Here is a 14,541-nt window from a genome sequence, read left to right as displayed (position 1 = left end):
ATCACAACATTGAATGAATTTGCTTACGGTAGAAAATATTGCAAAATCCTATGGTGAATTAGTATTGTTCTCCAATCTTTCCTTTGGAATAAATAAAGGTCAGAAAATTGCATTGGTCGCCAAAAACGGCAGTGGTAAGACCTCAATATTGAATATTATTTCCGGTAAAGATGTTCCAGAAACGGGTCAAGTCACCAAGAGAAAAGGAATAAAAGTGGCCTTTTTGGAACAGGAACCCGCTCTTGACCCAAATTTGACTGTGGAACAATCCATTCTCAGTTCCGAAAACCCCATCTTAAAAACAATATCCAATTACGAAAAGGCATTACAAGACCCTGACGATTCCGACAAATATCAAAAAGCCTTTGAGGCTATGGAACAGAGCAACGCCTGGGATTTTGAAACCCAGTACAAACAAGTTTTGTTCAAGCTACATTTATCCAATTTGGATGTGAAAATAGGTGCGTTATCAGGAGGGCAAAAGAAACGATTGGCCCTCGCCAGTGCCCTGCTCAACAAACCTGATTTATTGATTCTTGATGAGCCAACCAACCATTTGGACTTGGATATGATTGAGTGGCTGGAAGCTTATTTTGCCAAGGAAAACCTTTCCCTTTTCATGGTCACCCACGATAGATATTTTCTGGAAAGGGTGTGCAATGAAATTCTTGAATTGGACAACAAGCAATTGTACAGTTACAAGGGCAATTACTCCTACTATTTGAGGGAAAAAGAAGCTAGGCAAGAACGGGAGGCCGTAGAGCAGCACAAAAACAAAATACTTTTCAAGAAAGAATTGGATTGGATGCGAAGGCAACCCAAGGCTAGAACTACCAAATCCAAATCCAGAATTGATGATTTCCACGAAATAAAGCAAAAGGCAAAAAAAAGAAGGGAAGACCATCAGGTACAGTTGGAACTTAATATGGAACGTTTGGGAAATAAAATCCTTGAACTCCATAATATTTCCAAATCTTTTGGGGACAAAACCATTCTCTCCAAATTCAGCTATAACTTCATCAAAGGTGAACGTCTTGGGATAATTGGACAAAACGGAACGGGTAAATCCACTTTCCTCAACATGCTTACCCAAAGTGAGGGTATGGACACCGGTAAAATTGTTGTAGGAGAAACCGTAAAGTTTGGATACTACACCCAGAAAGGTATTTCAATAAAAGAGGGGCAAAAGGTTATTGATGTCATTCGGGAATTTGGTGACTACATTCCTCTTAAAAAAGGTAAGCAGATTTCCGCTCAACAATTGCTGGAACGTTTTCTATTTGACCGCAAAAAGCAGTACGATTTTGTAGAGAAACTTAGCGGAGGTGAAAGAAAACGGCTTTACCTCTGTACGGTTTTGATTCAAAATCCCAATTTTCTTATCCTGGATGAACCTACCAATGACTTGGACATCGTGACCCTAAATGTTTTGGAAAGCTTCCTATTGGATTTTCCAGGTTGTTTGGTAATAGTTTCACACGACCGCTATTTTATGGACAAAATTGTGGACCATCTTTTTGTGTTTAAAGGAGATGGTGTTATTGAAGATTTTCCGGGAAACTATTCGGACTACCGAGCTTATGAAAACAGTCGTGTCGTTGAGGACCGAAAGAATAAGGAAACTTCAGAAAAGGAAGAGAAGATTCATTGGAGACAACGCGATACTTCGGGAAAGCTTTCGTATCAAGAACAAAAAGAACACAAACAATTGGAGAAGGACATTCAGAAACTGGAAGAACAAAAAGTAGTCCTACAAAACCAATTTTCCAATCCTGAACTCTCCCCAGAAGAAATCAAAAAGCTTTCTATTGAGCTCAGCGAGGTAACAGACGCTCTGGATAAAAAAACAGAAAGATGGTTTGAATTATCCGCAATCTTAGAAGGGTAAGGATGATTTTTAACATCAAATCATACTTAAAATTTCTGCTGAAATCCACCAATGAGCACGGAATACATTCCCCTTTTGTTTTTGATTACTTGACCAAATGCCTGTATCAGAAACCTCAAAAGTCAAAAGATAAGGTAATCAATGTGCTACTAAAAAGCATCGCATATTTCAATGCCAAGTCCATTTTGGTAAAGGGAAACAATTCACTCAAGAAAGAATTGGAAAAGAATTTTCAAGGGGTACCGGAAAAGAAACCCCCCATTGATGTCCTATATTTTGAATCCCCTATGAGTCAAAATCCGGACAACGTATTTTCGAGTTTTCCATTACACAACGATAGCCTTATACTCTTTCGAGGTATTTATGAATCTAGAGAAACATTTTTACATTGGATGGAGTTCACAAAAAGTGAAAAGGTTACCGTAAGCATGGATTTGTTCTACTGCGGATTGATTTTCATAAGAAAAGAACAAGTAAAGCAGCATTTTACGATTCGGATATAAAAAGGTAATTTTAGTTAAGAAAGTTTCATTATGGATTATACCATTTACATCATTTTAGGAGGTTTGGTCATAGTATATTTTGTAGTGTTCTTTACCAATAAAAGAGGCCAAAAAAGGAGAAAATCCAGAAAATTTATGGATGGAAAAAGAAGGCACAATGAACAATGAACAATCTGCATGTAACAATTATGATTGGCTTATTGTGAGTTGGTAATTGATAACTTGGAAAGAAGAATGAAGATATACACAAAGACAGGAGATACAGGCAATACATCACTTTTTACCGGGACTAGGGTCCCCAAACATCACATCCGAATAGAAAGCTACGGAACCATCGATGAACTCAATTCGGTTTTAGGTTTGGTTCGTGATCAAGAAATGGATAATCATTCCAAGGAGAGTTTAGTCCATATTCAGGATAAACTTTTTACCGTCGGTGCTATTTTGGCAACAGAACCAAAAAAAGACAACAGACTCAAAATTCCACGCATCAACGCCGAGGATATTGAATTTTTGGAAAAAGAAATCGATAAAATGAATGAGGAGCTTCCTCCTATGACTCATTTTATTCTTCCTGGCGGACATCCTACCGTGTCATACTGTCATGTTGCACGTACAACTTGTAGGAGGGCCGAACGTATGATATCCTATTTGCATGAAAAAGAACCGGTCCCAGAGAACGTAATCGCCTACATAAATCGCCTTTCTGACTACCTTTTTGTATTGGCACGGAAGTTGTCCAAGCAATTGAACGCAGAAGAAATCAAGTGGATTCCTAAAAAATTAGACGAATAAAACCTTATTTTTTGCGTTACAGAATTAGCAAAGTCAAAATAATTTTTAAATAATGACGATTTTACTTGACTAATTCGGTTTAAAAATTATTTTTGCAAAAATTTTAAAATCAAACCGTTACTATGTACTGGACATTAGAATTAGCTTCATATTTAAGTGATGCGCCTTGGCCAGCCACCAAAGACGAACTTATAGATTACGCCATTAGAACAGGTGCCCCCTTGGAAGTTGTGGAAAACTTACAATCCATGGAAGAAGAAGGAGGCGAAGTGTATGAATCCATTGAGGAAATTTGGCCTGATTATCCTACGGAAGAAGATTACCTCTGGAATGAGGACGAGTATTGATTCCGCAATCATAAAGCAAACTAAAAAGTCTCATCTGAGGCTTTTTTTTATGTAATTTTGACACCCTTGCAGAAGAGTTCCTAACCACTTTTGACAATGGAACAGCTTTTGCGACCCAAAAGAAAAACATTTCATGAGTTTTATTAATTCCGTACTAAAGGTTTTTGTAGGAGATAAATCTGAAAAAGACGTAAAGGCGCTTCAACCTTTGGTAAAAGAAATAAAATCCTTTGAGCAACAACTTGAATCCCTCTCTTTGGATGACCTAAGACAAAAAACGGTTGACTTCAAGTCTAGGATAAAAGAAGAACGAAAAGATATAGATGATAAAATAGATGCCTTAAAAGAGGAGGTTCAAAACTCTACGGATATTGACCGAAATGAGGAAATCTATACTGAAATTGACAAGCTTGAAGAAGAAGCCTATGCCATTTCGGAAAAAACCTTGAATGATATTCTACCTGAAGCTTTTGCCGTAGTAAAAGAAACGGCCAAACGCTTTGCAAACAACGAGACTCTTGAAGTAACGGCCACAGAATATGACCGTTCCCTTTCGGGCTCCAAGGATTATGTCACCTTACAAGGAGATAGTGCGGTTTGGAACAATTCATGGGATGCAGCAGGAAAAGAGGTTACCTGGGACATGATTCACTACGATGTCCAATTAATAGGTGGTATCTCTCTTCACCAAGGAAAAATTGCCGAAATGCAAACGGGAGAAGGAAAAACTTTGGTAGCCACCCTCCCACTCTACTTGAACGCCCTGGCCGGAAAAGGTGCACACTTAGTGACCGTTAATGATTATCTGGCCAAAAGGGATAGCACCTGGATGGCCCCCCTTTTTGAATTCCATGGCCTTACCGTGGATTGTATAGATAAGCATCAACCCAATTCAGAGGGAAGACGAGCTGCATACAACGCAGACATCACATATGGAACCAACAACGAATTTGGTTTTGATTACCTGCGTGACAATATGGCCCATTCGCCCAACGACCTGGTGCAACGGCCACACCACTATGCCATTGTGGATGAGGTAGATTCAGTGTTAATTGATGACGCTCGTACACCATTGATTATTTCCGGACCTGTTCCTGAAGGGGACCGTCATGAATTCAATGAATTGAAGCCCAAGGTTTCAGATATTGTCCAAAAACAACGTCAGCATCTTACTGGTGTTTTGGCCGAAGCTAAAAAGCTTATCAAAGAAGGTGATACGAAAGAAGGAGGCTTCCTATTGCTTCGTGTATATCGTGGATTACCAAAAAACAAAGCGCTCATCAAGTTTTTGAGTGAAGAAGGTGTAAAACAACTCCTTCAGAAAACCGAGAACTTCTATATGCAGGACAATAATCGGGAAATGCCCAAGGTAGATGCCGATTTACTGTTCACGATTGATGAAAAGAATAACCAGATTGAATTAACCGATAAAGGAGTTGATTACCTTTCTGGGGAAGAGAACAAGGATTTCTTTGTAATGCCAGATATCGGTGGGGAAATCGCCAAGATTGAAGAACAAAATCTTGAAATTGAAAAAGAAGCTGAACTCAAAGAAGAACTCTTTAAGGATTTTGCCGTAAAAAGTGAGCGTATCCATACCATGACCCAATTGCTAAAGGCGTATACCCTTTTTGAAAAGGATGTGGAATACGTGGTCATGGACAACAAAGTCATGATTGTGGACGAGCAAACGGGCCGTATTATGGACGGTCGTAGGTATTCCGACGGTCTGCACCAAGCGATTGAAGCCAAGGAAAGTGTGAAGATTGAGGCCATGACCCAAACTTTCGCCACAGTTACCCTCCAGAATTATTTTAGGATGTACAAAAAGCTGGCAGGTATGACCGGTACGGCGGTTACAGAAGCTGGAGAGTTCTGGGAAATTTACAAGTTGGATGTCATGGAGATTCCAACGAATAGACCCATCGCACGTGATGACCGAAACGATTTGATTTACAAAACCAAACGGGAAAAATATAACGCTATTATTGAAGAGGTAACCGATTTATCCAAAGCAGGCAGACCTGTGTTAATTGGTACCACTTCGGTTGAAATTTCGGAACTCTTGTCAAAGCTGCTTAGCGTAAGAAAGATTCCTCACAATGTATTGAATGCAAAGCTTCATAAAAAGGAAGCGGATATTGTTGCAGAAGCCGGGAATCCTGGCGTGGTGACCATCGCCACAAACATGGCCGGTAGGGGTACCGATATTAAGTTGACTGATGAAGTGAAAAATGCAGGTGGATTGGCCATCGTGGGTACGGAAAGACACGATTCGAGACGGGTGGACCGTCAGCTACGAGGTCGTTCCGGACGTCAAGGTGATGTGGGAAGCTCCCAGTTCTATGTTTCCCTTGAGGATAACCTTATGCGCCTGTTCGGCTCAGATAGGGTTGCCAAAATGATGGACCGCATGGGCTTGGAAGAAGGTGAGGTCATTCAGCATTCCATGATGACAAAATCCATTGAGCGTGCCCAGAAAAAGGTAGAGGAAAACAACTTTGGTATCCGCAAGCGTCTTCTGGAATATGATGATGTAATGAATGCCCAACGTGAAGTTGTTTACAAGCGAAGACGCCATGCTCTGCAAGGAGAACGATTAAAGGTGGACATTGCCAACATGATTTATGATACCTCGGAAGTTATCGCTGAGACCAATAAATTGGCCGAAGACTATAAAAACTTTGAATTCGAGCTCATAAAATATTTCTCAATTACTTCACCTATTTCTGAAGAAGAGTTTAGAAAATTGAGCTTTCAGGAAATTGCCAATCAGGTATACCAAGCCGCGTACAATTTCTATCAAGAAAAAATGCAGCGAAGTGCAGGAGTTGCTTTCCAAGTCATTAAAAGGGTTTATGAGGACCAGTCCAATAAGTTTGAGCGCATTATAGTTCCTTTTACGGATGGTATCAAAACGCTTAATGTGGTCACCAATTTGGAAAGTGCCTATCAGAGTGAAGGTAAGCAGTTGGTCACCGACTTTGAGAAAAACATCACTTTGGCAATCATTGATGATTCCTGGAAAACGCACTTGCGTAAAATGGATGAGTTGAAACAATCCGTTCAGTTGGCAGTCCACGAGCAAAAGGACCCTCTTTTGATATATAAGTTTGAAGCCTTTGAGCTTTTCAAAGAAATGATTGATAAGGTGAACAAAGAGGTAATATCCTTCCTATATAAAGGGGAACTGCCTTCAGAAAGCACCAATCAAATACAAGAAGCGCGAACTGTGCGCAGACCTAAAGAAAAATTACAGACGACCAAGGAAGAGATCCCAAACAGTGATGAATTGGCTGCACAAAACCGTGCCGCAGGTCAAACACAAGGGAGAAGACCCCAAGTTACTGAGACAATTGTTCGCGAAAAACCAAAAATTGGACGCAATGACCGGGTCACCATTAAAAATGTTATGTCCGGAGAAAGCAAGACAGTAAAGTACAAACAAGCTGAGCCTTTGATAGATAAGGGCGAATGGGTGCTTATTGAAGACTAATTGTTAAAAACAATGTAAAAAAACGGCGGTCAAGAATGACTGTCGTTTTTTGTTTATAAAGAAAACATAGTTAGATTTACAACTATATTACCCCGTACAATTAACCTAAACTATAGCCTCGACCTCTTTTTATAGTACCAGGTGAAGAACTAATCGCAGCACATGAAGATTCCTGTCAAGGATAAATATCGTTTACGAGATAAAATTGATTTGGTACTAAGAGTTAACTATAGTTCTTCTTTGTTTGCAGTGCTGTTCGGTGCAATATGCTTTTTCTTTTTGGATATAAAGGAAATTATCCCAATAACCTGTTTGGGCTTCGCATGCATTAACGTATTGAACACCTTATTCTACAAACTGCATAAAAACATACTTTTAACGTATAATATAACCTCCATGTTATCCATGGTTGGGGCCATTTTAGTTACCCTTTGCAGTGGCGGAATACAGAGCCCGTTCATATTTGTCCTTGCTATAATTGTTTTTGCCGGATATGTCACAACAAAGATTTACGGGCATTTTTACCTCATTATCAATTTGGTGGTTCTTGCCATATTGTTTCTATATGATTTAGGTGATTTCCGAATCTTGGAAAACGTAATTCCTGAAAATTCCAAGAAATGGTTTGCCTTTATAAGTTCGGTTTTTGCGGTATACCTTTTAGGCGGAGTATTTGGGAAAAACCTATTGAAAGCCCATCATAAACTGTACAAATCACGTAAAGAAATCCTTGAACGAATAAATGAAAAGGAAACCTTATTAAAAGAGGTACATCACCGGGTAAAGAACAATCTACAAACCGTTTCAAGTCTGTTGAGTTTGCAGTCAAGGTCTATCGCTGATGATAAAATCAGTGGTATTATAAAGAGCAGCCAAAATAGAGTGGTCTCCATGGCAATGGTACACGAGATGCTCTACAAACGTGACGACTACTTATCAAAAATTGAGCTAAAACCTTATATTAAGGAGTTGTGCGAATACTTGGTACGCTCTGTAAAAGGAAGTACCGATAGTGTCAAAATGCACATGGACATTGAAGATAACAAGCTAAGTATAGATACTGTTATTCCGCTTGGTTTAATCATCAATGAAACCATTACAAATGCCCTTAAATATGGCATCACAGAAGATGACAAAGGAGAAATAACCATTTCCCTAAAAAAACTTCCTGATAATCGTTATGAGCTTTATCTGGGCGATAACGGAAAAGGGTATTCCCATAATTTTGACCCAAAAAATTCAAAATCCCTAGGTTTAAAATTGATATACAATCTCACCAGACAATTACGGGGAACCATTGCTAGGGATATGTCCAAAAAAGGCACGTATTATAGAATTGAATTCGAGGAAATAATTGAAGAATTCAATTCTGTCGATTAAAAGCTTTTCCTATCTTTAAAGGATTAACCAATCCTGCACGAATGTTCAAAAAATCTCTCTTGGGACTGCTATGTTTTTTTAGCATTTCCCTATCCGCTCAAGACTATTTTTTAAAAAAATTTCACCCTTTTGATTCCAATATCCAATCTCCAGAAGAATTTCTGGGATATGGTATCGGAGAAAGGCATACTAGGCATGATTTGATTGTGGCTTACATGGACTATCTGGCCCAAAACTCTGAAAGAGCTTCTTATTATGAGTATGGAAAAACTTATGAAGGTCGAAAGCTGGTAATACTTACGATCACCTCTGGGGAAAATTTAAATAATCTAGACGCACTTAAAGAAAAGCATCTGGAATATACCGACCCATCAAAATCCCCTTCAGATTATGATGGATTACCCGTTTTCATCAATTTGGGCTATAATGTGCATGGAAATGAACCCTCAGGAGGGGAAGCCGCCATACTAATGGCCTATACACTCGCAGCGTCAAACAGTCCGGAAGTTCTAAACTATTTGAACAACAGCGTCATTTTTGTTGACCCAACCATCAATCCTGATGGTAGGGATAGGCATACCCAATGGGCCAATATGTATCAAGGAAATCCGTTGGTTGCCGATCCACAGGATGCAGAACATAATGAGTATTGGCCTCGTGGACGAACCAATCACTATTGGTTTGATTTAAATCGTGATTGGTACCTGGGAATTCATCCCGAAAGTCGTGGAAAATTGACTTGGTATCACCAATGGTATCCCAATGTGGTAACTGATTTTCATGAAATGGGTACACAAAGCACTTATTTCTTTGAACCCATGAAAGCAAATGGTTCTCTAGACCCTATTATGCCTAAGGAAAACTATGAGGATTTGAACAACCTATTTGGCGACTACTTTGCAAAAGCCCTTGACAGTATTGGATCATTCTATTTTACGAAAGAAGTGTTCGATGGTACTTATCCCGGGTATGGTTCTTCTTACCCTGACCTTCAAGGAGGCTTGGCCTTGTTATTTGAGCAAGCAAGTTCGAGAGGTCACAAACAAACCACGGCCTTTGGGGAAATCACTTTCCCGTTCACCATTAGAAACCAATATGTATCCAGTATTGCTACGGTAAAGGCAGCCGTTGAAAATAAAGCTACCCTCAGAAAGTACCAGCAAGATTTCTTCAAAAGTGCTTTGACCAATGCCTCACGCAGCAAAATCAAGGCATATACTTTTGAAAACAAATTTGATGCTAACAGAACCAAAGCATTTTTGGATAAGCTATTGCTTCACAAAATTGACGTTTACAAAAATGGAGATAAGTACACCGTCCCGACCAGACAACCGCAATATAGAATGGTACAGAGCGTATTTGAAACCTATGAAAAGTTTCGGGATAGCGTTTATTATGATGCCTCTGCTTGGTCTTTAGCGAATTTTTATAACGTCGATTACAAATCCACATCTTCTCTTAATCTCGGTGAAAAGCTAACCAATTTGAGTGGTTTAACGAATCCCAGGATGGTTCAAAAAACGGACTACGCCTACATAATGGATTATGACGATTATAATGCAGTAGCCGCACTAAATCACATGCAAGAACAAGGATTAGTGGTCTCTTCGGCCTTTAAGCCTTTCACGGCAAAGACTACCGATGGAGATAGAAAATTCAATTATGGTGCCCTTATGGTACCTGTAAGCCTTCAGAAAAAGGATGCCAATGAAGTATATTCAATAGTAAGCGAGGCCCAGAAAGTGTATCAAGTTCCAGTATACGCGGTCAATTCTGGATATAGTCTTCAAGGAATTGATTTGGGAAGTCGTCATGTCCAACCGGTAACTCGCCCGAAAGCGGCAATGCTCATTGGAGATGGAGTTCGTTCCTATGAAGCTGGTGAAGTTTGGCACTTGTTGGATACCCGAGTGCATATGCCCATAACCAAAATTCCAATGCGCAACTTTGACAGGGCCAAATTGGACAAGTATAACACCTTGGTAATGGTATCTGGGAACTACAGATTCTCTGAAAAGACTATGGATAAAATCAAATCTTGGGCCAGTAAAGGAAATACCCTAATCACTATTGGGAGTGCAACCAAATGGGCCATAGAGAAGAAGTTGGTAAAAGAAAAACTAACCGACGCCGAAAAGGATACAACAGAGACAGTACAACGTAGACCTTATGTGGATGCTTCCGAAAACTTGGGTAAGGAAAGTGTGGGAGGTGCCATTTTTAAAGTGGATTTGGATGTAACCCATCCCCTAGCATTTGGTTATCGAAATTCTTCCATCCCAGTATATAAAAACAATACTGTTTGGTTGGCTCCTAGTAAAAATGAATACGCAACGGTTGCCAAATATGCAGCTGATCCACACATTGATGGTTTTATTACCAAAAAGAACCTTGAAGAAAATCTAAAACCCTCAGCTTCCTTGGTAGTGAGCAAAGTGGGTGCAGGTAGGGCCATACTTTTTGCTGACAATCCGAATTTTAGGGGATCATGGTACGGAACCAACCGTTTGTTCTTAAATGCACTTTTCTTGGGTAACAAAATCAGAATCCCAGAATAACAAAAACTATGAAAAAACTACTCATCCTCTTAATTGCATACACCTTTAGCTCATCCTATGGCCAGGAAGAAATGAGCGAAGGTCCTTTTTCCCAACTTATCATCCGTGGTGTCACTTTAATCAATGGGAATGGTTCACCTCCTAGGGGCCCTATTGACATTGTTGTGGAAAAGAACAAGATTGTGGACATCAAAGTTGTTGGTTATCCTGGAGTGGCCATTGATGAATCCAAACGTCCAAAGTTGAAACCAGGAGGTAAGGAGTTGGATTGTTCGGGCATGTACCTTTTGCCTGGTTTTGTAGATATGCATGGCCATATTGGAGGGGTTGCCCAAGGTGCTGATCACGATTATGTTTTCAAGCTATGGATGGCACATGGAATCACAACCATAAGAGAACCCAGTGGAAGAAGTATCGATTGGACTTTGGATTTGAAACGAAAAAGCGAAAGGAATGAGATTATTGCCCCAAGAATCTTTGCCTACACAGGATTCGGACAAACCACAAAAGATTTCAATCCACTTAACGATATTCCCATAAGTACTACTGAGCAAGCTAGAAAATGGGTGAGAGCCAATGCAGAGCGAGGTGCCGATGGCATCAAATTCTTTGGTGCACCACCGGAAATAATGGCGGCGGCATTGGACGAAAACAAGAAATTGGGACTCCGTTCGGCCTGTCATCATGCCCAAGTGGATGTAGCCCGATGGAACGTGCTAAATTCTGCAAGGGCGGGATTGACCAGCATGGAACATTGGTATGGACTTCCTGAAGCGCTGTTTGTTGATAGAACGGTTCAGGATTACCCATTGGATTATAATTATCAAAATGAACAGAATCGCTTTGAGGAAGCCGGCAAACTTTGGAAGCAAGCTGCAAAACCCCATTCTAAGCATTGGAACAAGGTCATGGACGAATTGATTGATCTTGATTTTACCATTGACCCCACTTTCAACATCTATGAAGCAAGTAGAGATTTGCACCGAGCACGAAGGGCAGAATGGCATGAGGAGTATGCACTGCCCACTGTATGGGCTTTTTTCCAACCCAGTAAAATATCACATGGTTCATACTGGCATGATTGGGGAACCGAACAGGAAGTTGCCTGGCGCGATAACTATCGGTTGTGGATGACTTTTATCAACGAATACAAAAATCGAGGTGGCAGGGTTACTACGGGCTCCGATTCTGGTTTTATTTTCCAATTGTATGGTTTTGCCTATATACGGGAAATGGAATTGTTACGAGAGGCTGGTTTTCACCCAATGGAGGTTATTCGTTCAGCAACTTTGAACGGTGCAGAAGCATTGGGAGTTGCGGATAAAATAGGATCGGTTGAAATAGGAAAAATGGCGGATTTTGCCATTGTGGAAGAAAATCCACTCAAAAATTTAAAGGTACTCTACGGGACCGGTGCTATTCGACTTACCGAGGACAATGAAGTTGTACGTGTCGGTGGTGTCAAATACACTATAAAAGATGGTGTTATTTTCGATTCGAAAGCACTTTTACGCGACGTAAAAGCAATGGTAGCCGAAGAAAAACAAAAATTAAACTACACGATAAAACAGCCAGGAATGAAGTAGAAAGCATATGTTTGGTTTGAGGATTTCGAATTAAGCAAGTTTAGCTCTGTTTCTTTTTGTTCTAAAAGACAACGCTTTTTTGATTCGAGAGTTTTTGAATCGATACAGTCTGGCAACCTTGGTTTCCTTTTTGGAGTCAGTATCAATTTGAATATCCAAAGTAACAGTATAAGCTACGGTATCTACTTTTGTTTCCGTGGAAGCACTTTGTGCCATAGTCAAAGTTCCGAAGAAGATTACTGCGATTGTGGTTAAGATTGCTTTCATGTCTTGGGTCATTGTTACATGGTAAAATTACCCTCAGACCAAGCCTAGTGCGGATTTATCTCGCTTAACTTCCTTTTTTTCTCGGTGTTGGAATCTTTTTAAGTTGAAGTGTATTTTATCCTCGACGAACGTTTTTAAGACCTAAAACACCCTATCGAGACCAAGTGCATTTCATCGATCTTTTAGATTTTCATCTTGAGTAAAAGGTTGGGATTTGGACAGTTGTTTTTGTAGAAATCCAGTTCTTTTTGAGAACAAACCCCAGGATAGTCGCCCTTGTACCCCTGAATATCTTTGATAATTTGAAAGTGCAGGTGTGGGGCATAGTTGACATTGATTTCAGGAGTGCCCAAAGTGGCCAGAGTCTCTCCTTCTCGAAACACCTTCCCTTTTTGCAAACCATTCAAAGATTCTAAGGACAGATGCCCGTATAACGTATAAAAGGTCAAAGAATCAAAATGATGTTCCAAAACAATGGTGGGACCATAGTTCCCAATATCTTCGTTGTTTCTAAAACTATGAACTTTGCCATCAATAGGAACATGCACTTTAGTTCCCGCCCCATGCCAAAAATCCATTCCTAAATGGATATTGCGCTGTTCTCCCTCATCAAACCGACCAAACGAATTATATATACCACGTTGCTCCAAATATCCCCCAAATGCCACTTTCTTCCCTTCTTTTTCTAAAACCTCATCTATATAGCTCTGACATCCTACCGGTGTGGTCATTTCGTATTTGTCAATCTCTTTGTTTTGTACCGATATATCAAGAGGCACATAATCCGACAACAGAATGCGGTTGTCAAGAATTGGACCAGGATGATGTTCTTTCAAAAAATCTTCAAGCATTAAATACGGATTAGATTAACATTTTTTAACAAGGGCTGCAGTAATAGTTAGTATCTTGGAGCTACTAAGCATAAAAACCATAATGAAGATATTAAGAATTCCTTTTTTGGCCATCATTTTATTGATATCGGCCAACTGTCAGCCTAAAAACTCAAAAGCTGAAAAAACTGTAGCACAAGAAACCTCTTCTGTACCTGTTAAGGTAATGCTCTCCTCAGAGGATTTACAGGAGTATGAGACAGCATATTTTGCGAGTGGATGCTTTTGGTGTGTGGAGGCCATTTTTGAAAGTGTGAAAGGTGTAAAAGAAGTCCATTCCGGATATTCTGGTGGCAAGGAAAAAAATCCCACCTATGAAGAAGTCGCCTACGGAAGAACGGGGCATGCCGAAGCAGTTGAAGTCTTTTATGACCCAAAGGTCATCAGTTTTACCCAACTTGTACAGGTTTTCTTTGGTTCCCACGATCCTACCTCCCTAAATAGACAAGGGCCGGACCGCGGCGCTCAGTACCGTTCGGTTGCTTTCTATAAAAATGCCGAAGAACAAAAAATCATTCAAGACTATATTTCACTTCTTGAAACTAAAAAGTTATACAATCGACCTATTGTGACCCAAGTAGCTCTTTTTGAAGTATTCTATAAAGCAGAAGAATACCACCAGGATTTCGAGCGTAAAAATCCATATAACTCTTACATCCGCAACGTTTCTATCCCGAGATTAAACCGATTTAAGGAAAACTTTCAGTCGTATTTAAAGGAGGATTCTCACTAGCACGGATTAGCCCTGTACATTAAAAGAAGTAGAATTTGAAAGGCTGGAGGTTGTTTGCTTGCTAAAGTAAGTAGAAGAAGAAAATAAAATGGAAGTTG

General features: G+C 39.9%; 11 protein-coding genes. 9 read left to right on the top strand and 2 right to left on the bottom strand.

The window, feature by feature from the left end; all coding sequences use genetic code 11:
• Positions 1-13 precede the first annotated feature (13 nt).
• The 8 genes from CLV81_RS12460 (at position 14) to CLV81_RS12425 (ending at position 12,553) form a co-directional block, all read left to right on the top strand.
• Positions 14-1,888 (top strand): ABC-F family ATP-binding cassette domain-containing protein, encoded by a 1,875-nt coding sequence (locus tag CLV81_RS12460; RefSeq protein ID WP_106145447.1) that lies wholly within the window; start codon positions 14-16, stop codon positions 1,886-1,888.
• A 2-nt stretch (positions 1,889-1,890) separates the two neighbouring features.
• Entirely contained in the window at positions 1,891-2,391 is a 501-nt protein-coding gene (locus tag CLV81_RS12455) for a hypothetical protein (protein WP_106145446.1), read from the top strand.
• Between the two features lie 234 nt (positions 2,392-2,625).
• Positions 2,626-3,186 (top strand): cob(I)yrinic acid a,c-diamide adenosyltransferase, encoded by a 561-nt coding sequence (locus CLV81_RS12450; protein ID WP_106147513.1) that lies wholly within the window; start codon positions 2,626-2,628, stop codon positions 3,184-3,186.
• 122 nt (positions 3,187-3,308) lie between these two features.
• Positions 3,309-3,533, top strand: a complete 225-nt coding sequence (locus tag CLV81_RS12445) for a DUF2795 domain-containing protein (protein WP_106145445.1) — start codon at positions 3,309-3,311, stop codon at positions 3,531-3,533.
• A gap of 133 nt (positions 3,534-3,666) precedes the next feature.
• Positions 3,667-7,029 carry a preprotein translocase subunit SecA gene (gene secA / locus CLV81_RS12440; protein ID WP_106145444.1) on the top strand — a complete coding sequence of 1,121 codons (3,363 nt, stop codon included), beginning with the start codon at positions 3,667-3,669 and terminating at the stop codon, positions 7,027-7,029.
• Positions 7,030-7,191: 162 nt separating this feature from the next.
• Positions 7,192-8,409 carry a sensor histidine kinase gene (locus tag CLV81_RS12435; protein ID WP_106145443.1) on the top strand — a complete coding sequence of 406 codons (1,218 nt, stop codon included), beginning with the start codon at positions 7,192-7,194 and terminating at the stop codon, positions 8,407-8,409.
• Positions 8,410-8,450: 41 nt separating this feature from the next.
• Positions 8,451-10,967: a M14 family zinc carboxypeptidase gene (locus CLV81_RS12430; RefSeq protein WP_106145442.1), complete on the top strand. Its 2,517-nt coding sequence runs from the start codon at positions 8,451-8,453 to the stop codon at positions 10,965-10,967.
• Positions 10,968-10,975: 8 nt separating this feature from the next.
• Positions 10,976-12,553, top strand: a complete 1,578-nt coding sequence (locus tag CLV81_RS12425) for an amidohydrolase family protein (protein ID WP_106145441.1) — start codon at positions 10,976-10,978, stop codon at positions 12,551-12,553.
• Between the two features lie 30 nt (positions 12,554-12,583).
• Here the strand turns inward: CLV81_RS12425 and CLV81_RS12420 are convergent, their stop codons facing one another.
• Positions 12,584-12,820, bottom strand: coding sequence for a hypothetical protein (locus tag CLV81_RS12420; protein WP_106147511.1), 237 nt, complete (start codon positions 12,818-12,820; stop codon positions 12,584-12,586).
• A 182-nt stretch (positions 12,821-13,002) separates the two neighbouring features.
• The gene (locus CLV81_RS12415; RefSeq protein ID WP_106145440.1) at positions 13,003-13,671 is read right to left on the bottom strand and encodes a peptidoglycan DD-metalloendopeptidase family protein; all 669 of its coding nucleotides are present in this window, start codon (positions 13,669-13,671) and stop codon (positions 13,003-13,005) included.
• A gap of 82 nt (positions 13,672-13,753) precedes the next feature.
• Here CLV81_RS12415 and msrA point away from each other — a divergent pair, with 82 nt between their 5' ends.
• Positions 13,754-14,443 carry a peptide-methionine (S)-S-oxide reductase MsrA gene (msrA, locus tag CLV81_RS12410; protein WP_106145439.1) on the top strand — a complete coding sequence of 230 codons (690 nt, stop codon included), beginning with the start codon at positions 13,754-13,756 and terminating at the stop codon, positions 14,441-14,443.
• Positions 14,444-14,541: the final 98 nt, after the last annotated feature.

The sequence above is a fragment of the Flagellimonas meridianipacifica genome, from assembly GCF_003001695.1.
Lineage (GTDB): Bacteria > Bacteroidota > Bacteroidia > Flavobacteriales > Flavobacteriaceae > Flagellimonas > Flagellimonas meridianipacifica.
The sequence above is the reverse complement of the archived record's forward strand: the minus strand, read 5'-3'. Positions and strand labels throughout refer to the sequence as shown.